Consider the following 20,408-nt stretch of genomic DNA (forward strand, 5'->3'; position numbering starts at 1 on the left):
TAACGTGCCGCAACGTATTCTGGTGCTGGGTGCCAGCGGGTATATCGGCCAACATCTGGTGGCCGCCCTGAGCGCACGCGGGTATCAGGTCCGGGCTGCGGCACGCAACGTTGAGCGCCTGCAAAAACAGCACCTGCCCAACGTCAGTTGCCATGCTATCGATCTTAACTGGCCGCAGGAACTGGCGGCCCTGCTTGAAGGGGTGGATACCCTTTATTATCTGGTGCACAGCATGGGCGAAGGGGGAGACTTTATCGCTCACGAGCGCCAGGTGGCGATGAACGTGCGCGACGTACTATTAGATAATCCGGTCAAACAGATCATCTTCCTCAGTTCGTTGCAGGCACCGGAGCATGAGCAGTCCGACCATTTGCGCGCCCGGCAGTTGACCGCTGAAACCTTGCGCAGCGCCGGGATCCCGCTCACCGAACTGCGGGCCGGGATCATCGTCGGGGCGGGATCTGCCGCCTTCGAGGTGATGCGTGACATGGTCTATAACCTGCCGGTGTTGACCCCGCCGCGCTGGGTGCGCTCGCGCACCACGCCGATTGCACTGGAGAACCTGCTGCACTATCTCGTTGAATTGCTCCATCACCCGGCCACAGCGCACCGGGTACTGGAGGCCGCCGGGCCAGAGGTGTTGAGTTACCAGCAGCAGTTCGAACATTTTATGGCGGTAAGCGGCTGCCGTCGCCCGCTGATCCCCATCCCCTTCCCGACCCGCTGGATCTCGGTGTGGTTTTTAAACGTCATTACCTCCGTACCGCCGACCACCGCCAAAGCCTTAATCCAGGGGCTGAAGCACGATCTGCTGGCCGATGACCGGACACTGCGGGCGCTGATCCCGCAGGAATTAATTCGCTTCGATGACGCGGTGCGCAATACGCTGAAAGAAGAGGAGAAGCTGGTAAATTCCAGCGACTGGGGTTACGACGCCCAGGCCTTCGCCCGCTGGCGGCCGGAATATGGTTATTACCCGAAACAGGCCGGTTGTACGGTAAAAACCGCCGCCAGCCTGAGCGCCTTATGGCAGGTGGTCAATCAGATCGGCGGGAAAGAGGGCTACTTCTTTGGCAATGCCCTGTGGCAAACCCGGGCGATGATGGACCTGCTGGTGGGGCACAAGCTGGCGAAAGGCCGTCCGGCGGCACCCTGGCTGCAAACCGGCGATACGGTCGACAGCTGGAAGGTGATTATCGTCGAGCCGGAGAAGCAGCTGGCGATGCTGTTTGGCATGAAAGCCCCCGGCCTCGGGCGTTTGTGTTTTACCCTTAAGGATAAAGGCGACCACCGGGAGCTGGACGTGCGCGCCTGGTGGCACCCGCACGGCATGCCCGGCCTGTTCTACTGGCTGCTGATGATCCCGGCGCACCTGTTCATCTTCCGCGGTATGGCCCGGCGTATTGCCCGTCTGGCAGAACAAAAGACAGAAAAAGTCTAATTAAAACTGCGAATCTTTCACGTTTCCCATTGCATGCAAGCGTAATTCACGGAAGAATGCGCACGAAATTCTTTTCAAACAGTGGATCGATATGAAGGTACTGGTTACCGGCGCCACCAGCGGCTTAGGCCGTAATGCGGTGGAGTTTTTGCGCAATAAAGGCGTCAGCGTCCGGGCTACCGGTCGCAATGAAGCGATGGGTAAATTGCTGCAAAAAATGGGCGCAGAGTTTGTCCATGCCGACCTGACGGAACTGGTCTCTTCCCAGGCAAAAGTGATGCTGGCCGGGATCGATACGCTGTGGCACTGCTCCAGCTTTACCTCGCCGTGGGGAACCCAGGAAGCGTTCGATCTGGCTAACGTGCGCGCTACCCGCCGTCTGGGGGAGTGGGCTGTGGCCTGGGGCGTGCGCAACTTTGTCCACATCTCTTCCCCGTCGCTCTATTTTGACTATCACCACCATCGCGACGTCCAGGAAGATTTCCGTCCTGCGCGCTACGCCTGCGAATTTGCCCGCAGCAAAGCCGCCAGCGAACAGGTGATCGATCTGCTGGCGCAGTCCAACCCGCATACCCGCTTTACCATCCTGCGGCCCCAGAGCCTGTTTGGCCCGCACGATAAAGTCTTTATTCCACGCCTGGCGCAAATGATGCACCACTACGGTAGCGTGCTGTTGCCGCGCGGCGGGGATGCGCTGGTGGACATGACCTATTTCGACAACGCCATTCATGCCATGTGGCTGGCCAGCCAGAGCGAATGCGATCAGCTCCCTTCCGGGCGGGCGTACAACATCACCAACGGCGAACCGCGCTCCCTGCGCAGCATTGTGCAGAAGCTGATTGACGAGCTGAATATTCACTGCCGGATCCGCTCGGTGCCTTACCCGATGCTGGATATTATTGCCCGCAGCATGGAGCGGCTGGGAAACAAGGCTGCCAAAGAGCCTGCCCTGACCCACTACGGGGTGTCGAAACTCAACTTTGATTTTACCCTCGATACGCAGCGCGCTGAGAGTGAGCTGGGCTATAAACCGCTGGTGACGCTGGATGAAGGGATTGTGCGTACCGCGGCGTGGCTGCGGGATCACGGGAAATTACATCGCTAGCCATCTGTGACGTGATGCCCTCTCCCAGCAGGAAAGGGCAAAAACAGGGGTTTTACCGTGCTGACCCGGCGTCTGCCCATGTCAGACCTGCGTCAGGTTCACCCTACGCCGAACCCGGAACAGCCAAATTGTCTTTCTGAAAAATACCGGGAAAAACTCGTCAAAAAATCAGCCCGGTTATTTGTACTGCGACACGCGTTTTATTCTCTGGTATTTATCCCAGACTTTTCTGGCGTAGAGCATACGCTGAGGGAAATTTTCGCGTTTTAGTCCGGCGTTATACGCCCCGACTGCTTCCCAGTTATAGCCATAAACTTTAATCATGCCGGAGAGAATAGACGCGCCCACCATAATGGAGGTGCATGGCTCCGCCATTAAGCGATATTCATCGATACCTTTACGTTCCAGCTCAGCGAAATGCGAGCTGTTAATTTGCATCAGTCCAACATCCCGCGAACCATCGTGGTTATAGCCTATTGCATAGGGGTTAAGGCCGGACTCGACTTCAGCAATGGCAAATAACAGATAGGGATCGACGTGATAATAATGCCCTGCCGTATTCCAGCAATTGGCAAATGCCCCCGGGCTGATTAACAGCAACAGAAAAATAAACCGTTTCATTTCATCACCTGACGGATGCAGGCCGTTTTCCTTGTGTACCTTTAAAGAACTGACCGCCCTCCGGGAGGAGCGCGGTCAGGGGTTGCGGGCGATATTCACACCCGCGGTCTCAGACGAAGAAGATTATTTGCAGTCTGATGCTGCACCCTCTTTCACCCAGACATCGCTGTGGGCCGGGTTGTCACCACGGGTCCACCATTTTGCACGGTACTCGGAACCTTCATAGGTTGTGGTATCGCCACCGTTGTAAACCACATCCGCTTTCCAGCCGAATTTCACCTTGCTGACCAGATCCCAGGATTCGGAAGCGAAGCCAGGCTGGTTGCCCTGAGTCCAGTATTTCGCTTTCCAGACCAGGTGGTCGAAGCTGACGATATCGCCATTGTTGTACACCGCGCTGGCGTTCCAGGCAGCGTATTTGCTGGCATTGGCATCGACAGGGTTATCGCAGCTGCTGCTCGCGCTGCCCTCATCAGACGGCGGTGTCACTTCATCAGCCGGTGGCGTGACGTCGTCAGCAGGCGGGGTCACGTCGTCAGCTGGCGCAGCGGCTTTTGGCGCCACAGTGACCTGCACGTTGGACTGCACGCTGGTCTTGCCATCGCTCACCATGGCGCTCAGGGTGTAATGCTCTTCTGAAGACACTTCCGGTGCGGTGATACGCACGTTCGCGGTATCAGTACCGGAGGCATTCATATCTGCCGGTACGCTCCAGCTGTAGGTCAGCGCATCGCCATCCGGGTCGGTGGCCTGAACATGCAGAGACTGCGTCTGGCCCGCTTCCAGGCTGATGGCTTCCATTGGGTTAACCACCGGTGCCTGGTTCGCTTTTGGCGCTTTGTTCAGCACCTGGACATCCGCCGTGCTGCTCAGACCTTTTGCATCGGTCACGGTCAGGCGGAAAGCCAGCGTCTGGTTAGCAGTTACCGCTGGGGCGCTAAAGGATGCTTTCGCGGAGGTGCTGTTGGCGATAGCCACCGTTGCACCTGCGGTCTGGGTCCACTTGTAGGTCAGCGCATCGCCATCCGGGTCGGAAGAGGCAGAGCCATCCAGCGTCACGGTAACCGGGCCGGTGACGGCCTGATCCACTGCGGTTGCCACTGGGGCACGGTTGGTGACAACAGGCTGGTCAGAGGAAGAACCGCTGCCCAACAGGCTTTCGTTCATGGCATTCAGGATGTCGCCGTTATCGGACTCAACGGACCACGCGAACAGGCCGCCGAGGTTTTTGTCCAGGACATACTTGCCTTTCGCGGCAACAGAACGGGCGTCGTCATAGCTCAGCAGTTCGCCGGTGGATTTGTTAAAGAGGTAAGGTGCTTCAGCCGCGGCGTCATATTTGTACTCCCAGCCTGGCTTGCCTTTCATCTGGTTAGCGATGACGCGATAGTCAACGATCCCCGCTTCCCAGGTACCTGCAATTGGCCCGGTCGCTGTGCCGGTGAACGGATTGTCACCGTTATAACCATGCACACCCGTCCAGCCGCGGCCATACATCGCCGCACCGACCACGATTTTGCCCGGCTGTACGTGCTGATCCAGCATCGCTTTCACCGCGTTGTCGGTGGTGTAGTTAGTCGCAGGATTCCAGGAGGAGCCATACAGCGCCGTCTGGTGACCCAGCTCGGTGTTGCTCCATGCGCCGTAGTAGTCGTAGCTCATCAGGAAGATATGGTCGATATACTGCTGAGCGTTGGTGTAATCCACGTCCTCGATCTTATCTTTACCCGCGCCAATCGCGGTGGTCAGCTCATAAGTGCGGCCGGTTTCCGCTGACAGCTCATTCAGCATCGCACGGAGATCGTGCATCAGCGCGGTGTAGGTAGCTTTATCGGTTTGCGGATTGCCCAGTTTGGCATTCTCACCGCCGCCGCCCGGGAATTCCCAGTCGATATCCACACCGTCAAACACTTTCCAGGTTTTCAGGAACTCTTTCACGGAGCCGACGAAACGGTCGCGCAACACTTTGTTATCCATCTGGAAGAATGGATCGGACAGGGTCCAGCCGCCGACGGAAGGCAGGATTTTCAGATTCGGGTTGGCTTTTTTCATCGCCATCAGCTGGCCGTAGTTGCCTTTGTACGGCTCATCCCAGCCGGTCACGCCTTGCTGTGGTTTTTGCAGGGCAGCCCACGGGTCATGAATGGCTACGGTGTAATCCTCGCGACCTGCGCAGGCACGTTTCAGAGATTCCAGCGCGCCGGACGCTTTTGCGCTGTCGTTGATGCCATCACCGCCACAGATTGGAATGAAGCCGTACAGGATGTGGTTCAGGTTGGCCACCGGGATTTTATCTACGGTGAAGTTACGGTCATAGACGCCCCACTCAGGGAAATAGGCCGCCACCACTTTGTCGGTGTGCTTCGCAAAGGCTTTGTTGTTCTCTTGCAGGGTGGTGGTCAGCGGCAGCAGGTGGCTGCCATCGGTATCCGCCACAATGATCAGCTTGCTGGCGCTGGTGCTACAGCCGCTGTCATTACACAGCTGGACCTGCTCCTGGTAACGGCCGCCTTTCATCACTTTAAAGGTGGCAGAGCCTGCTGCGCTGCCCGCGCCGGACCAGACCTCTTTGCCATCCAGCAGCACTTTTGCTGACATTGGCGCATCGCCGCTCCACATGTTCCACTCGACTTTGACGTCAGCGCCATCGTGAACTTTGACCAGGTTGTTATAATCCTGCGCGGCCTGGTTAACTTCAACGATCGCAAATTTGTCATTACCGTTGGTAAGCGACGGTACGCCTGGGACGGCTGCAAATACAGGGCTGACGGCCGCCGCCACAAAAAGTGCCAGATATTTTGGCTTCATAAATTTCATTTTCAATTCCCGATAACTAATTTGTGAACTTAAAGAACATGTCTTCCATAAACATGAATAAAACCAGCATGGCGCGCAAAAAAGATTAAAATACATTGCCACTTAATATGCTTTTAAGATTTTCTGTTAATCTCAACAGTAAGATTAATAATCCATGCGGTTTGTAAATCGAATGGTATTCGTAAAAGAAGCCATACTCACTCAATTCCCCTGCCGAAAAAATTTCAAAAAATAATTGACAGATTATTTACAGAGCGAGCGCATAAATATGGCTAATAAAGGTCATTACACCGGCTAAAGCAATAGCGGGACCAAAAGGAATCTGCGGTGATTTATTCGTCGAACTAATAAAAAAGAAATAACCCGTAATGCCCATTAACGAGGCCAGCAATATTATTGTCGGTAACGCCAGCCAGCCGCACCAGGCTCCCAGCGCCGCCAGCAGTTTAAAATCGCCGTAGCCAAGCCCCTCTTTTCCCGTTGCCAGACGAAACGCCCAGTACAACAGCCAGAGCGACAGATACCCCGCCACCGCGCCGATAATGGCATCGCTCAGCGCCAGCGTATGGCTGAAGGTGTGAACTAGCAGCCCGGCCCACAGCAGGGGTTGCGTCAGGCAGTCCGGTAGCAGCTGATAGCGCCCGTCAATGATGGCCAACGGCAGCAAAAAGGCCGCCATCAGCCAGAGGGAAAAGAGCGCCGACACGGTGGGTAGACACCAGGCCGTGGCGGCAAAAAACAGGGCGGTAAAGGCTTCGAGCAGCCACAACCGCAGCGGGATTGCGCTGCCGCACTGGTGGCATTGGCCGCGCAGCGCCAGCCAACTGACCAGCGGAATGTTTTCCCACCAGCACAATTGATGCTGGCACGCCGGGCAGTGGGAGGCCGGGAACAGGAGATTGATCCGTGAATCCTCTCCAAGCATCATCTGCGGAACCCGCTCTGCCACCACGCCGAGAAAGCTGCCGATAATGGCCCCCAGTATGGCGCTCATCGTGCAAAACAGCGCCGGGCTGCTCTCCCGCAGCAGCGCCAGGCTGGTCATGCCATCTTCGTCCAGCTGAGCTGGATCTCCGCCTTAACGTCACTCAGATGGTCCACCGGCGTGAGCTTCATTTTATCCAGCCGGATCCCTGAGGCAGTATTGATTTCACGCAGCCAGTTCTTCAGCTCATAAATATTCACGCGCGGCACAATAAAAGATAACGTCTGCCCCTCCTGTCGAACATCATTCAGCGGCAGCTTAATTTCCCGCGCGCTGTTTTCCACCACGCTGCGCGGATTATTGGTTTTCAGTTGCTGGACCTGCAGATGATTTTTATCGATTTCGCTGCGCATCCAGGCCAGGGTTTCAGTCTGACGCTTCAGCGTGGCCTGGCTGTTTTTTATCATATTGTCCAGCGGCACCACGCCTGCGTAATAGACCAGGGCGCAGCAAAAGGCTGTGCCACAGAGAGTAATTAATCGCTTTTCGCGAACGCTGTATTGCTGATAACGCGCTTTGAGTTGCGCGACTCGCTGTTTCATTTGTGCTTCCCTGTGATCATGGCGGTATAAGGCGCAACCGTGGAAACCGGCTGGAGAGAAAGATCAAAATCCGTATTCGCCTGTCTGATAAATGTCTGTAGTGATTCGCTCTGTTCTGCCACGGCGCTGAGCGTCCACGCGTTTTGCGCGCTGTCGTACTCCAGCAAATTAATTTCCATTCCCGGCACCGATTGCTTCGCTTTATTCAGATCGTCCAGTTGCAGGAAGACGCCTTTCTTCACCTTCTTAAGGTTCTGACCAAAATGGTATTTGATGTTCGTTTGCTGCCGCAGGCTGGGGAAATGGTACTGATACACCGTGGCATTCTCCTCTTGCAGCTGGTTTTCCTGCTGCACCAGCATCCAGGCCATGGCCAGCCTCGGCCCCAGCAGCAGCCCCAGGCTGAGGATCCCCAGCGCGACCATCACGCCTTTCAGGCTTTTTGTCGTGCCCCCCTGCCCACCGCGGGGATCAAAATCACCGTGCAAGACGTTAGCCCGGCAGGCCTGCCATTGGGGCTGAATCAGTTGCAAAGGATGCTGCCAGGGTAAGGTTTCATCCACCTTCACTCCGTCTGGCGCTTCGCCGTAGCAACACACCTCTCCTTCGCCGGTCTTCTGCATCAGCAGCGGCAGGAGCGAGGCATCGGTTTCACACGCACCTGCGTTGGAGCAACGCAGCCAGTAGTTCTCCCCCAGCGAGACCAGCGTGCGCCCCCCCTCAGCCACCGGCAGCAGCCAGGCGTCAGGCAGCGCCTGCACCACCTTTAGCCCGGCCTGCTGGAAGAGTGCGATCCAGTGACGTAAGCGCTGGGCATCAATGGCGACGGCGTCCACTTCCCGCCCTTTTTTATTCAACACCGTCCAGTGAAGCGCATCGACGTCGCCAATCAGCGTCTCTTCCGCCAGCCAGGAGAAGGCCGTCGCCTGGGTGCCAGGGCCTTTCTTCGGCAGTGAAAAGTGACGGAAGATCATCTCGCTGGCGGGCAACAACAGACAGACGTGGGCAGCCAGGGGGTGTGACGCAAGCGTATTCAGCGCCGCCATGCCGCTGAGCGTCTGCACCTGCTGGCTGGCGGATTCGCACCACGCAATATTCCCGTCCTCGCGGCTATCGGGACGAATAAAGAGTCTTTTTTTCATCGGTATCGGCTTTTGTTATTCAATCATTCGGTAACGACGCTGCCACGTCAGGATCTCACCCGCTTCGGTATTCATCTGAAGCTGGCTGACTACATGAAGCGTTAAATCGTCGGTGTTGCCGGTGTAGTTGACCCGGAAATAACGACTGCTGACGGCAACCTGCGCAGCCACCTGCGTTAAATCGTCTTTCAGCTGCGGGAAGTTTTGCTCCAGCGCTTTGCTGAACGCCTCAACACTCTCCCACCCTGCTTCGGGGCGCGCCGCGAGCAGGCGTGCTGCGTCATCCTCCGTCAGTTTCCCCGGAAACAGCGCCGCCAGCAGGGTTGCCTGTTCGGGCTTCAGGGTGTTGACGTCAATTTTGCTGTTGGCATCCGGCAAGGCACACAGCAAGGTACTGACTTTCGCGTAGGCCGCCGCCGGGAACGCGGGCAGCAGCTTAATTTCGCCAATGTTGCGCATCATCTGGTTGGCCGGAAGACGCGCGGGCTGAACGCCCGCCCAGGCATCACTCTCCTGCGCTTCTTTCGCCGTGGTGCTGTCGCCATCAAGATAATCCACCAGCTGGTCATAGACCTGTTCCGCCGTGGCGTGATCCAGACCGCCCTTAACCAGCAGTTGCTCGACGGTGCGCCGTTTACGCGGTTTTTCCGGGATAGCCGACGGCTCCTGCCCCTGTGCCGCCTTCTCTTCTGTGAGCAGGTTATTGACGTTAAAGCAGTCTTCGGCATCCTCAACCTGGCTCACCACCGTGTAATACTCCCCCTGTGTCTCAAGGGGTTCATGCCATTCGCCCTCCAGCGTCAGGACGCTGTTTTCGCCGATGGCGGCGGTCTGCAACCGCATTTTCACCACCTGCTCCTGACGCTGAATGGCCCAGCGCAGCTGCTGCTGACTCACCTGATAGTGGGTTTTCTGTAAATTGCGGCAGAACTGCTGGCTAATTTTGGCCGCCAGGGCTGACATCATCACCAGCAGGATGAGCACCACTAACAGGGCGACGCCTCGCTGCTGTCGCAGGGTAACGCGGCTCATGGCTGGCCTCCCGTCGCAGGCGCTGCCGCCTGCTCCGGCGCGGGTGCGGATGGCGCGGCCTCGGGCTTCTCGCCTTCGGCTTTTGCGACGATCTGCGGCTGCGGCATATCGCCTGGGGTCGTAAACACCCAGCGCCAGGTCTCGCCATTCTCCATCGTCAGCGTCAGTTCCACGCCGTCAGGCTGGTGGTCGCTCTCACTCCAGCGCTTTTGCCATGACCCGCTGTAAAACCGCCACTCGGCTGACTTCACCTCAGCGACAATCGGCACTTCTTCCGGTTTGACGCCCGCCGGGCTGTCTATCGCCGGCCACACATCGCGCCACAGGCGGTGATCGTCAACGCGCCAGCGGACGCGTTCGAGCTGCACCTGGCCGCTCATGCCATTAAGGGTGGTCAGTTCAAGGGCATTACCCTGCTGGACAAAAACCCTGCCGTCGTTGCGCGGCGCCCGGGCCTGCAGCTGGAAAAAATCACGCTCCAGCAGGCTCCAGGCGCGCTGGATCTGGTTGAGCTTTGCCGCATTACGATCCGTCGCGTTACTGGTGCGCATCGCGCCATCCAGGATTTGCCAGGCGAGGGTGCTGATCACGGCAAAAATAGTGAGCGCAATCATGATCTCCAGCAGCGTAAACCCGCGCTGGTGCTGAATTTTTTTCACTTTTTCTCCCCTGGCGGCAGGATCCTGAGCGCCACTACCGGCTGGCTCTCATCCCCTTCGGCATAGACCTGGATCTCATCCACCAGGCTGTTGTCAGCAGCCTTAACCCGCTGCATACGCCAGTTCCAGCTGCGCCCGCCCATGATTTCGGTGCCCTGCTGCTGAGCATCAGGGAAATCGCTTCCGGTCAGTTGCGCTTCTGCCAGCTGATTCTCTGCGACCCAACTGGCCTGCAGGGTATCGGCAAGCCCGTGGGTGAAGCCCACGTTCAGGGAGATGGAGTTCATGAGCGCCAGCGCGGCGGTGGAGAAGATCACCAGCGCCACCATCACCTCCAGCAGCGTCATGCCTTGTTGCTTTGCCTTAGCCATCGTTTTCTACCGTTACCGGTGCCGCGCCCTGCGACACCACGCGGAAATGGTGCTGTTTATCGAAGCTCTGCAATGTCAACGTGAAACGGCTGATCTCCCCGTCCGGCAAAAAGACAATCTGCGGCTCAGCGTCGGGCGTAGCGGCCAGACGCTGGGGGGAGAGCGACACGTGCATCTCTTCAGGGAAATGCCCTTGGGTCGTGATACGTCTTTCAGACAGAGGCACCCAGCGACGCTGGCCGTTTTTAACCGCCAGCGTCACCAGCTGATAGTTATCCGGGGTGATCACCAGGCCAACAATATTTCCGTCCATGACGGCACGATCAGAACCATAATCCACAAGGGCTTTTAATTGCTGGCCAAATATATCCGCGCCACTGCGGGAGGGTATTGTCGAGACCACCATCATGGCGCAACTGGCAAATATGACTAACGCCAGGATAATTTCCAGCAAAGTAAAGCCGCGTTGCCTGTTCATTATTTTTTATCGAATGACCAGTTAGTAATATCGTCTGCGGTATTGGCTTCCCCGTCCGGGCCTGCGGAAAAGACATCAATGGCGCCATGTTCACCAGGGCTGACCAGAATATAATCGCTACCCCACGGATCCTGCGGCAGACGGCGGATATAACCGTCGGCACGATAGCCGTTCGGGATTGGCGCGATTTCCGGTTTGGTGACCAGCGCCTGCAGGCCCTGTTCCGTGGTGGGATAGCGGTGGTTATCCAGCTTGTACATATCCAGCGAACCTTCCAGCGCCACAATATCGCTGGTGGCTTTCTGGGTATCGGCCTTCTCTTTATTACCCATTAAATTCGGCACCACCATACTGGCCAGCACGCCGAGAATAACAATGACCACCATTAATTCGAGCAAAGTAAAGCCCGCCTGGCGCGCCAGGTTTTTTCGTTTCATCGCCATAATTAACCTACCATGTTATTAAGTTGCAGAAGCGGTTGTAATATTGACATCACAATAAACAGAACAATGGTCGCCATGGAGACCACCAGCGCCGGTTCAAATACCGACAGCGTTAATGTAATTCGATGCTGTAATGCGGATTCCTGGTTTTCTGCCGCCCGATCCATCAGATTGCCTAATTCGCCACTCTCTTCACCGGAGGCGATCATATACAGCATGGTGGGCGGGAATAATTTCGCCTGCTCCAGCGCGGCATATAACGAGGCCCCCTGACGCACGGTGTCCGCTGCCTGCTCCAGCACCTGGCGGGCATGAAGGTTTTCGATCCCGTCCATGGCGATATACATCCCCTCCAGCAACGGCACGCTACTGGCTTGCAGAATGCTCAGGGTACGGATATAGCGCGCGCTGTTGATGGCGCACACCAGCTTTTTAATGGGCGAGGCGTTTACCAGCCAGCGGTGCCAGAGATAACGATGACTGTTTTTTTTCAGCCAGCTTTTAAAGCCGATAAAGGCGGTCGCCAACCCGCCACCGATATAGATGCCGTACGCCTGCAGGAAATCACTCACTGCAATCAGCGTCCGGGTGGTGATCGGCAGCTGTTGTTTCATATGGGTAAACTGCTCAATCACCTGGGGCACAACCGCCACCAGCAGAATGCAGATCACCGCCACGGCCACCACCGTCAGGGTGATGGGGTAAACCATCGCCTGGGTGAGCTTGCTTTTCATCTTCTGGCGCTGTTCGTTGTATTCGGCCAGCTTTTCCAGCACATCGCCGAGGTGCCCGGTCTTTTCCCCGGCCATCACCAGCGTGCAGTAGAGCTTGTCAAAGGTGCGCGGAAACTGGCTGAAGGCGTCGAACAGGGTATGCCCTTCCACCACCTTGTCGCGGATATCCGTCACCATCGCCGCCAGTTTTTTATCTTCCGATTGCTTGGCGATCGCCTTCAGGGCGCTTTCCAGCGGCAGCGCGGCGTTAACCAGGGTTGCAAGCTGGCGGGTAAACATCGACAGCACGGGGGTGGAGAGCTTTACCCCCTTCTGCGCGCCACCGCTGGCGGCCTGCTCGCGGGTGACGGTAATGCTCACCGGGATCAGCTTTTGATCGCGCAACGCCTGACGCACCTGCTTTGGCCCCTCGGCCTGTAAGGTGCCGCGCTGGGTTTTGCCCGCCGCATTGGTAGCCGTCCATGCATACCACGCCATTATTCATCTCCCCCGCGCTCGGCGGTGACGCGCATCACCTCTTCCAGCGAGGTGACGCCAGAGATCACCTTCAGCAGGCCGTTTTCGCGCAGGCTGTAAGCCTGACGGAACAGCTCGGTCTCAATGGACATTTCGTCTTTGTCTTCATGAATAGCCCGGCGCATCGTACTGTCGACCACCAGGAATTCATGGATCCCCGCTCGCCCCTGATACCCGCTCTGGCGACAGTGCTCGCAGCCCACTGCGCGATAGATCGCTTTCGGCGGCGTATCCATAAAGCTGAACAGGGCTTTTTCATTGTCGTCCAGCGGACTGGTGGTTCGGCAGTGGGTACACAGCCGTCGCACCAGACGCTGGGCAATGACACCGAGCAACGATGATCCGATTAAAAACGACTCCAGCCCCATATCGCGCAGACGGGTAATCGCCCCTGCCGCGCTGTTGGTGTGCAAGGTGGACATCACCAGGTGACCGGTCAGTGACGCCTGCACCGCAATTTGCGCGGTTTCGCCGTCACGAATTTCACCGATCATCACCACGTCCGGGTCCTGACGCAGAATGGCGCGCAGCCCGCGGGCGAACGTCATATCCACGCGCGGATTGACCTGCGTCTGTCCTACCCCTTCCAGCTCGTATTCAATCGGATCTTCAACGGTGAGAATGTTGCGTTCGTGGCCGTTCAGCGCTGAAAGAATGGCGTACAAGGTGGTGCTTTTCCCGGAGCCTGTCGGCCCGGTAACGAGAATAATGCCGTGCGGGCGACCAATCAGCCCTTTCAACTGCTGTAACTCTTCGTCTATCAGCCCCAGCTTGTTGATATCCGGCTTGAGGTTGCTCTTATCCAACAGACGCATGACCACGCGCTCGCCGTACTGCGACGGTATGGTGGAAACACGCACGTCGATGGCTTTACGACCGATGCGCAGCGAGATACGGCCATCCTGCGGCAGGCGTTTTTCGGCGATATCGAGCTTCGACATGACCTTGATACGCGACACCAGCAGCGGCGCAAGCTTCCGCGCCGGTTGCAGTACCGGGCGCAGCACGCCATCGACGCGAAAGCGAATGCTCAGCGTGCGCTCGAAGGTTTCGATATGAATATCCGAGGCGCCCTCTTTCACCGCTTCGCCCAGAATGGCGTTAATCAGGCGGATCACCGGCGAGTTTTCGTCGTTATCCAGCAGATCCTCGTTGTCGGGGATCTCCTCCGTTAACGCCATCAAATCGATGTCGGCGTCCATGTCATCCACTAACTGCTGGGAAACGCCGCTGTTCTGCTGCCAGATTTTGGCCAGCATCTCGTCAAAGGCTTCGGCCGTGAGGATCGTTGGGGTGAAGGATCGCCCCAGCACCCGGCGTACTTCCAGCAGGGCAAACGCCGGGGCGTCATCACGCACCCAGACCTGATCCTGATAACAGAGGATCCCGTGGGTTTTGGCGTAGTTGCTGGTGCATAACTCATGACTCAGTCCATCCATGTTGCGCCTCGCCCTTACTCTTTAAACGGATTGCGATTGACCGGTTTTGTACTGGCCGCAGTCGGGTAAGCGGGCAGCACGGCATTGCTCTCAGGTTCGATAACGCCGAGCTTTTTCTCCTCCAGGCGCTGCTGCTGCCGCGCCCGGATCTGGTCATATTTTTCCTTCGAAGACGCGCTGTAGGTATCGTCGTCACGCAGAACGGTGGTATGAATAAAGACCATCAGGTTACGTTTCGAGGTGTCCTGGGAGGTGTAGCGGAACAGTTGCCCCACCAGCGGAAGATCCCCCAGCAGCGGCACTTTCGAAACGTTCTGCCTGGTGACGTTCTCCATCAATCCGCCGAGGACTACTGTCTGCCCACTGTGCACCATCACTTCGTTATTGATGGTACGGGTGTTAAAGGTCGGGCCGAGGCTGGCATCATCCGTTGAACTGGCATCCACGCTGGAGACTTCCTGCTCAATCTTCAGATGAATGATGTCACCGTCGTTGATCTGCGGAACAATTTTCAGCTTCGTACCGACCGTTTTGCGCTCCACCGAGTTAAAGACATTATCGCCGCTGGTGGTCTGAGAACCCGCCAGCACCGGCACATCCTGGCCGACGTTAAACGAGGCCTCTTTATTATCCAGGGTCACCACGCTCGGGGTCGACAGAATGTCGTTTTTGCCGTCGGTAGAGAGCGCGGTCATCAGCGCGCCGAAATCACCGTTAAAGAAGCCCGTTGCCAGGCCGGTAAAGCTGGTGCCTTTCATGGTCCCGTTCTTGATCTGGCTGATCGGCAGGCCGGTGGAGCCAAACTGCACCCCGCCGTGTTTACCGGTCCACTGCACGCCGAGGTCAAGACCGCTTCCGTCCTGCACTTCAGCAATGATTGCCTCCACCAGCACCTGTGGACGGCGGATATCCAGTTTGTCGATGACCTTTTCCAGCGAGTTCATCACGTTTGGCTGGGCGGTGATCACCAGCGAGTTGGTGGCCTCGTCAGCGGTTATATTCAGATCGTTGCCGGCGGAGGTTGTTTTCCCTTTCGCCGCACCCGATTTATCCTTCATTTGCTCGCCGATACCGGTTAACACCGGGACGACTTTGCTGGCATTGGCATATTTCAGGTAGAAGACGCGGGTATTGCCTTCATTGTTCTGTTCGCGATCGAGCTGCCCCACCAGCGACCGGGTGCGCGCGCGGGCGTCTTCCGTGCCGCTGATGATCAGGCTGTTGGTTTCGTCATCGGCAACCACTTTGGTGGCCAGCTGCGGCGCGTTTTGCCCCTTCTGCTCTTCATTGTTGAGATTATTCAACATGTCAGACAGCTCTTTGGCAGAGGCGTAGCGCAGCGGCACGATCTCCCGGCGCTGCATCCCGGAACGATCGACGCGCTGCACCAGGTCCACCAGGCGGTTAACCACCGAGGCTTTTCCGGTCAGCAGCAGCACGTTGGAAGGTTCAAAATGGACCACGTTGCCAATACCGGTGGCGTCGTTCAGCTGGCGCAGCAGCGGGGCCAGTTCGCGGACCGGCACGTTTTCCATCCGCACGACACGGGTGATGATCTCATCGCCCTTGCCGGGATGCTGGCTGTCAGCCAGCGGCGCACCCGCGGTACGTGCGACCGTTGAACGCACAACTTTCACCATACCGTTATCCATCGGGATCACCGACAGACCGTACAGATCCAGCACGCTAAGGAAGAACTGATAATATTCATCTTCCGTCAGCACGTTATAGGTCTTAACCGATACATTTCCCTGAACGGAAGGATCGACAAGAATTGTTTTATTCAGATTGCGGCTTACCGTATCAATAAATTCGCGAATATCGGTGTTCTTGAAACTGGCGCTAAAATTTGCCGCCATCACGGAATTAGACATCAAAGACGCTGCTGTCAGCGCGACACACGCCCAGGGAAATTTCTTCATAACATTACACTTGTTAATTGTTGAAAACATTAACCCGAATATTTTCAAGGTGAGCGTGGCGTCGTACTACGACTTCCGCTTCTCTCATTTTTGACCAGCTGGCGATAATATTTTTCGCCTGCTCCGCTCGCGTCATATCGACGGCATTTACTTTCACTACCACATCCCCTTTTTTCAGCCCGCTATGGCTAAAAAAGGAGGACGAATTTTTAGGTTTTATTTGATAGCCTTCCAGTTGGCCCTTTTCGACATAAGGCTTCAGGACAAGGTAATCATTGAGATGAATATTATCGGCACCCGCATCGTTTTTCGGTTTTGGCACCGGCGACGCATTCACATCGCCTTTAATATAATCGGGGCGTTTTAACGCCAGCACCTGCCGCTCTCCCTGGTAATTCACCACCACATTGTCGCTGTTGATCTCTTCGATCCACGCATCGTTGTAGCCCGGCAGATACTCGCCTTCGCGGTAACTCTGCTGGCCAACCGGGGTTTTGATCACCGCGAACGAGAGCCACGCTTCGTCGCTGCTGATAATCCCGTCGACCTCCGCTGAAATCGTCTTTTGCGCTGCCTGCTGAAGCGCAGGCTGTTTAACCGCAGGCTGGAACAGCGCGAAAGTCTGCTCCTCCGGGCGCGGACGCGGGCTCGCCGGTGAATGACCCGGAAGGGGATCGGCCGCCTTTCTGTACTCTTTAAATACGACATATCCCTGATGACCGCTAAATATCAGCAGGACAAACATCACGCAGGGCGCAATCAATCGGGAATAAAGCTGCATTTTCATTTTTTAACTGACCTTGTCGCAAATGCAGGAATTAGCAGCCAGGCGCTGCACCTTAAAAACCCGGAAATAATAATAATGACGCCCGGCCCGCTCCATCGGGTTTGCCGTTAACTTTAATGAAGAAAAATATTGACCCTGAAAAAAAGCAATGTTAAGCGCTAACAACAGGTTATTTTTCTCCTGTATAAAAATTGCTGCGACACGCGCCTTCCCTTACTTTTCAGCCTGAAAATCGGTTAATGAAATACAACGGTGAAGTGTCATGTATCTGAGTCATTATAAATTTACCCGCCACCCTTTCAGGAGTGCGGTCCGCCCCTGCGGGAGCTTCTTTGCCGCTTACCACCAGGATGTCTTCGGCATGCTGGCGGAGAAATCGACCGTACCTGGCATTGCCGCGCTCTTCAGCGATGACGAAGATCTGCTGGCCACCTTCACCGGCCAGGTGCTGGCAAAGTCACCTGCCGGGGTTGCCATCAACGCGTTTCCGAAACTCAACGCCAAAGCCCTGCTGTATAAACTCAGCGCCAACGCAAAAGATGCCAATAACAGAATTCATGCCATTGATGCAGTGCTGCGCCAATGGCATGAAAAATACCCTTCCTGCAAAAAAAACGGCCTGGTGCTGGCTATCACCGCCACCCAGTCGATGCGGGATAATTGCTGGGAAACTCTGGGCATGCTGCTGTCCCGCGCGCAGGAGTGCAATCTGTCGCTGACGCTGGTGCTGACCGGCACTCCCGATCAGGAAGCTCGCCTGATGAATCACTCCGGTCTGGCGTCCCGGGTCCATACCCGCCATACCCTACGCCCGCTGACCTGCCATGAGACCCTGAGCTATGTTACGGCGCAGGCGGAGGCGTGTGGTGCCGGGGCATCCCCCTTTACCCCGGCCCGTGTACGCCGGATGCACGCCCTGACCAAAGGGTCGGTGAGCAAACTGAACAAACTGGCGCACCTGTCGATGCTGGCGGCCTGGACGGAGCGCGCCGCAGTGGTGGGGCCACGCCATTTACGTCTGGCGGCAGGCGAAGTGCTGCCGCGTAAAACCCACGGCAAAACGCTGGCGACGGTCGGCCTGTTCGCCAGCGTGCTGTTTGCCGCCTGCGGCTGGTACTTCTCTCCCGCCATAACCGCAACATTGCCAGTGCAGCCGCCCATCCCCGCAAGCTGGACGCAACCGCGCCCTGCCCTGAAAGCGCCGGTCCAGCCGGCGATCGAGAAAGAGGTGGTGAACGCGCCGGACGCCATGCATCAGCTCTATACCATGTGGGGGTACGATCCTTCCGCCGAGGAGGCGCTCTGCCAGAATGCCGCCCGGGTGAATCTTGCGTGTAAGCAGGGTAACGCCCCGCTGCCGACGCTGGAAAAAGAGGGCTATCCGTGGATAAGCGAACTGAAAACCGGGGATCACCTGAACTATGCCGTGGTAGCACGGGTGGGAGCGAACTCCCTCGATCTGCTGATGAATAATCGCACCTGGCAGGTGAAGCGAAGCTGGTTCACTGCCCATGCCACCGGGAACTACACCTTACTGCACCGTCTGACCCCGGCCGGGAAAGATGAGATCAACGCCACCAGCAGCGGCCAGGATCTGGCCTGGTTCGATACGCAGCTCAGCCAGGCGTTGCATGAGCCAGACACGCATACGCAAGCCTGGACGCATGAGCTGGAGAAGCGGACCCGCGAATTCCAGTCTGTCGCGCAGTTAAATGTCGATGGTATACCGGGTGAAGATACCCTGATGCAGTTGATGCGTTTCAATAACACCACCCCTGCCATATTGACGCCGGTTTCAAAGACCACGCCGCAAACCCTGGCGCAAGGAAAAGCACGCTAATGTCCACGATTTGCCTGGCTGCGCAGCGCAGCTTCCAGACCGGTGAGGCGGTCTGGTTCTCTTACCGTCTCCCCTCACTGAATAAAATACTGGTCAGAACGCTGGCAAGCTTATGTTGCCTGTTTGCGCTGCTGGCCGCGGGCCTGTATGCCCATATTTACTGGAATCTGCGTCACCCGGCCCCTGCGCCAAAACCGGTGAGCGTCGCGCAGCCTGACACCCAGCTTTCCGATATGCATTATGTTTACGTGTCGAAACCCTTCCCGACACCAAAAGTCAGTCACCCGGAATACAGCGCGCCTTTGCCGCCGCCGGGGGATCCGTTGATGATGGACAGCGAGCCTGACTGGCAGCAAGCCCCGGACAGTGACAGTTCCGCCAGCCCTTTATCCGACTCGCATGACGTTCCGCCGGAAACCGGCTCACTCTCATTAAAGGAACGGCTTATGGAAGCGCTTAAAGAACAACAGCAGGATTATTCGCAGGGAAAAATACCGCAGGACCCGGTTGATGAGACACAAGCCAGCGCTCTGAATGGCGAAAGCGTAATAAATCAGACGGCGGCGTTTAAAACTGAAAAAATATCTGTGCAGGGAATAAAAAAATCTCCATCGGCGTTAACCCATGGAGATTCGGAGAAGGATGTTCAGTAACGTTCCGGTAGGCTGCTGATGTTTATCAATTTACCTTTTTCCACCACAATGTACTGACCTTTTTTCAGGTCGGAGAGAATTTTTATAATGGTGCTACGCGCCAGGTTGGTGTATTCCTGAATATAGTCATAAACATTAATATCGCGATTCTGGTAGAGAATAAGATCATTAATTTCCAGAAGAAATTCGCGCACCACGGAGTAGGCGCTGCGGGCAACCAGCACATCGTCCCGCTTACTCAGAATATCAATATACCAGACCAGAATTTGGCTGAATTCGAGCCAAAGATTATTTTCATTGATGATGCGCTCAAATTCCTCTCGTTTAATGGTGCGAATAATGCTGGTATCGCGGGCAATACCGTACATATGGGACGCCCGGTTATAGACAGCGGAGACACCTAAAAAGCCCGCATGGCGCATGGTGAACATACTTAGCTCATCGGAACGTCGGCGAATTTCGATTTCACCGCGGATCAGGATGTGAACATAATTGGTATCTGCAGTAATGACTTTCTGCCATTTTTTTAGTGTTTTTTCAGGATAATCAGCCGTGGCAGCGATAATCGCATCTATCGCTTTTTCCGGGCGACTATTTCTACAGTAAATATTTAACATTAGTATGCCTGTTTCATTTTTTTAGAGTAAAGGGGACCCCTGCAACAATAATGTCGCAAATGATAAAGAAGGTCCGAGTCAAATAAATTAAGACGATATCCTGGAGAAAAATAACTCTCTAATATATTTAATTGGCTAACTTGATTAGCAAGCTATGCGTCTATATTAAATGTGGGTAATTTTAAGTCAATTAACTAAAAATGAATTGCCAATGTACTTAAGATTAATCTTAAGCACAGCGCAAATGTGCGTTAGATACTATGA

Annotated in this window: 19 protein-coding genes; 4 read left to right on the forward strand and 15 right to left on the reverse strand. The window is 56.0% G+C overall.

Annotation, left to right across the window (positions count from 1 at the left end):
- Positions 1 to 4 precede the first annotated feature (4 nt).
- Both C3F35_RS04130 and C3F35_RS04135 read left to right on the forward strand, forming a co-directional pair.
- Positions 5 to 1,441: an SDR family oxidoreductase gene (locus C3F35_RS04130; RefSeq protein ID WP_103791988.1), complete on the forward strand. Its 1,437-nt coding sequence runs from the start codon at positions 5 to 7 to the stop codon at positions 1,439 to 1,441.
- Positions 1,442 to 1,532: 91 nt separating this feature from the next.
- Positions 1,533 to 2,546: an NAD-dependent epimerase/dehydratase family protein gene (locus C3F35_RS04135; RefSeq protein ID WP_032617309.1), complete on the forward strand. Its 1,014-nt coding sequence runs from the start codon at positions 1,533 to 1,535 to the stop codon at positions 2,544 to 2,546.
- Positions 2,547 to 2,723: 177 nt separating this feature from the next.
- On the opposite strand, the gene iagB is transcribed toward C3F35_RS04135, so the two are convergent.
- The 14 genes from iagB to gspC all read right to left on the reverse strand — a co-directional run bounded on the left by iagB (position 2,724) and on the right by gspC (position 17,034).
- A complete protein-coding gene (gene iagB, locus C3F35_RS04140) occupies positions 2,724 to 3,167 on the reverse strand; it encodes a type III secretion system invasion protein IagB (protein ID WP_032617308.1) in 444 nt (147 codons plus the stop codon).
- Between the two features lie 123 nt (positions 3,168 to 3,290).
- Positions 3,291 to 5,984: a glycosyl hydrolase family 18 protein gene (locus tag C3F35_RS04145; RefSeq protein ID WP_103791987.1), complete on the reverse strand. Its 2,694-nt coding sequence runs from the start codon at positions 5,982 to 5,984 to the stop codon at positions 3,291 to 3,293.
- A gap of 247 nt (positions 5,985 to 6,231) precedes the next feature.
- Complete coding sequence (locus C3F35_RS04150) at positions 6,232 to 7,029, reverse strand: prepilin peptidase (RefSeq protein WP_103791986.1); 798 nt, start codon at positions 7,027 to 7,029, stop codon at positions 6,232 to 6,234.
- Entirely contained in the window at positions 7,026 to 7,511 is a 486-nt protein-coding gene (gene gspM, locus C3F35_RS04155) for a type II secretion system protein GspM (protein WP_077227489.1), read from the reverse strand. The genes C3F35_RS04150 and gspM overlap by 4 nt, the downstream gene beginning before the upstream one ends.
- Positions 7,508 to 8,653, reverse strand: a complete 1,146-nt coding sequence (gene gspL / locus C3F35_RS04160) for a type II secretion system protein GspL (protein WP_103791985.1) — start codon at positions 8,651 to 8,653, stop codon at positions 7,508 to 7,510. Before gspL ends, gspM begins: the two co-directional genes overlap by 4 nt.
- A 15-nt stretch (positions 8,654 to 8,668) precedes the next feature.
- Positions 8,669 to 9,685 carry a type II secretion system minor pseudopilin GspK gene (gene gspK / locus C3F35_RS04165; RefSeq protein ID WP_103791984.1) on the reverse strand — a complete coding sequence of 339 codons (1,017 nt, stop codon included), beginning with the start codon at positions 9,683 to 9,685 and terminating at the stop codon, positions 8,669 to 8,671.
- Positions 9,682 to 10,344, reverse strand: a complete 663-nt coding sequence (gene gspJ / locus C3F35_RS04170) for a type II secretion system minor pseudopilin GspJ (RefSeq protein WP_103791983.1) — start codon at positions 10,342 to 10,344, stop codon at positions 9,682 to 9,684. Before gspJ ends, gspK begins: the two co-directional genes overlap by 4 nt.
- The gene (gene gspI / locus C3F35_RS04175) at positions 10,341 to 10,715 is read right to left on the reverse strand and encodes a type II secretion system minor pseudopilin GspI (RefSeq protein ID WP_103791982.1); all 375 of its coding nucleotides are present in this window, start codon (positions 10,713 to 10,715) and stop codon (positions 10,341 to 10,343) included. The genes gspJ and gspI overlap by 4 nt, the downstream gene beginning before the upstream one ends.
- The gene (gene gspH, locus C3F35_RS04180) at positions 10,708 to 11,193 is read right to left on the reverse strand and encodes a type II secretion system minor pseudopilin GspH (protein WP_032617299.1); all 486 of its coding nucleotides are present in this window, start codon (positions 11,191 to 11,193) and stop codon (positions 10,708 to 10,710) included. The genes gspI and gspH overlap by 8 nt, the downstream gene beginning before the upstream one ends.
- Positions 11,193 to 11,636, reverse strand: coding sequence for a type II secretion system major pseudopilin GspG (gspG, locus tag C3F35_RS04185; RefSeq protein WP_032617298.1), 444 nt, complete (start codon positions 11,634 to 11,636; stop codon positions 11,193 to 11,195). The genes gspH and gspG overlap by 1 nt, the downstream gene beginning before the upstream one ends.
- Before the next feature lie 2 nt (positions 11,637 to 11,638).
- The gene (gene gspF, locus C3F35_RS04190) at positions 11,639 to 12,847 is read right to left on the reverse strand and encodes a type II secretion system inner membrane protein GspF (RefSeq protein ID WP_077227485.1); all 1,209 of its coding nucleotides are present in this window, start codon (positions 12,845 to 12,847) and stop codon (positions 11,639 to 11,641) included.
- Entirely contained in the window at positions 12,847 to 14,325 is a 1,479-nt protein-coding gene (gspE, locus tag C3F35_RS04195; protein ID WP_032617296.1) for a type II secretion system ATPase GspE, read from the reverse strand. Before gspE ends, gspF begins: the two co-directional genes overlap by 1 nt.
- A gap of 14 nt (positions 14,326 to 14,339) precedes the next feature.
- Positions 14,340 to 16,247, reverse strand: a complete 1,908-nt coding sequence (gene gspD, locus C3F35_RS04200; protein ID WP_103791981.1) for a type II secretion system secretin GspD — start codon at positions 16,245 to 16,247, stop codon at positions 14,340 to 14,342.
- 13 nt (positions 16,248 to 16,260) lie between these two features.
- Entirely contained in the window at positions 16,261 to 17,034 is a 774-nt protein-coding gene (gene gspC, locus C3F35_RS04205) for a type II secretion system protein GspC (RefSeq protein ID WP_223263921.1), read from the reverse strand.
- Positions 17,035 to 17,296: 262 nt separating this feature from the next.
- Between gspC and C3F35_RS04210 the strand changes: the two genes are divergently transcribed.
- Both C3F35_RS04210 and C3F35_RS26825 read left to right on the forward strand, forming a co-directional pair.
- On the forward strand, positions 17,297 to 18,874 hold the full coding sequence (locus C3F35_RS04210) for an ExeA family protein (RefSeq protein ID WP_103791980.1): 1,578 nt from the start codon (positions 17,297 to 17,299) through the stop codon (positions 18,872 to 18,874).
- Positions 18,874 to 19,527, forward strand: coding sequence for a hypothetical protein (locus C3F35_RS26825; RefSeq protein WP_233211634.1), 654 nt, complete (start codon positions 18,874 to 18,876; stop codon positions 19,525 to 19,527). The genes C3F35_RS04210 and C3F35_RS26825 overlap by 1 nt, the downstream gene beginning before the upstream one ends.
- Here C3F35_RS26825 and C3F35_RS04220 read toward each other — a convergent pair.
- A complete protein-coding gene (locus tag C3F35_RS04220; RefSeq protein ID WP_103791979.1) occupies positions 19,521 to 20,144 on the reverse strand; it encodes a helix-turn-helix domain-containing protein in 624 nt (207 codons plus the stop codon). The genes C3F35_RS26825 and C3F35_RS04220 overlap by 7 nt on opposite strands.
- Between the last annotated feature and the right edge of the window lie 264 nt (positions 20,145 to 20,408).

It is taken from the genome of Leclercia sp. LSNIH3, from assembly GCF_002935105.1.
Taxonomy (GTDB): domain Bacteria; phylum Pseudomonadota; class Gammaproteobacteria; order Enterobacterales; family Enterobacteriaceae; genus Enterobacter; species Enterobacter adecarboxylatus.

Coding starts and splice junctions, on each gene's coding strand:
- gspH (WP_032617299.1), bottom strand. CDS start 11,193: ATGAACAGGCAACGCGGCTTTACTTTGCTGGAAATTATCCTGGCGTTA.
- iagB (WP_032617308.1), bottom strand. CDS start 3,167: ATGAAACGGTTTATTTTTCTGTTGCTGTTAATCAGCCCGGGGGCATTT.
- gspL (WP_103791985.1), bottom strand. CDS start 8,653: ATGAAAAAAAGACTCTTTATTCGTCCCGATAGCCGCGAGGACGGGAAT.
- gspM (WP_077227489.1), bottom strand. CDS start 7,511: ATGAAACAGCGAGTCGCGCAACTCAAAGCGCGTTATCAGCAATACAGC.
- gspF (WP_077227485.1), bottom strand. CDS start 12,847: ATGGCGTGGTATGCATGGACGGCTACCAATGCGGCGGGCAAAACCCAG.
- gspE (WP_032617296.1), bottom strand. CDS start 14,325: ATGGATGGACTGAGTCATGAGTTATGCACCAGCAACTACGCCAAAACC.
- C3F35_RS04220 (WP_103791979.1), bottom strand. CDS start 20,144: ATGTTAAATATTTACTGTAGAAATAGTCGCCCGGAAAAAGCGATAGAT.
- gspK (WP_103791984.1), bottom strand. CDS start 9,685: ATGAGCCGCGTTACCCTGCGACAGCAGCGAGGCGTCGCCCTGTTAGTG.
- C3F35_RS04135 (WP_032617309.1), top strand. CDS start 1,533: ATGAAGGTACTGGTTACCGGCGCCACCAGCGGCTTAGGCCGTAATGCG.
- C3F35_RS04210 (WP_103791980.1), top strand. CDS start 17,297: ATGTATCTGAGTCATTATAAATTTACCCGCCACCCTTTCAGGAGTGCG.
- C3F35_RS26825 (WP_233211634.1), top strand. CDS start 18,874: ATGTCCACGATTTGCCTGGCTGCGCAGCGCAGCTTCCAGACCGGTGAG.
- C3F35_RS04150 (WP_103791986.1), bottom strand. CDS start 7,029: ATGACCAGCCTGGCGCTGCTGCGGGAGAGCAGCCCGGCGCTGTTTTGC.
- gspI (WP_103791982.1), bottom strand. CDS start 10,715: ATGGCTAAGGCAAAGCAACAAGGCATGACGCTGCTGGAGGTGATGGTG.
- gspD (WP_103791981.1), bottom strand. CDS start 16,247: ATGAAGAAATTTCCCTGGGCGTGTGTCGCGCTGACAGCAGCGTCTTTG.
- C3F35_RS04145 (WP_103791987.1), bottom strand. CDS start 5,984: ATGAAATTTATGAAGCCAAAATATCTGGCACTTTTTGTGGCGGCGGCC.
- gspG (WP_032617298.1), bottom strand. CDS start 11,636: ATGGCGATGAAACGAAAAAACCTGGCGCGCCAGGCGGGCTTTACTTTG.
- gspC (WP_223263921.1), bottom strand. CDS start 17,034: ATGAAAATGCAGCTTTATTCCCGATTGATTGCGCCCTGCGTGATGTTT.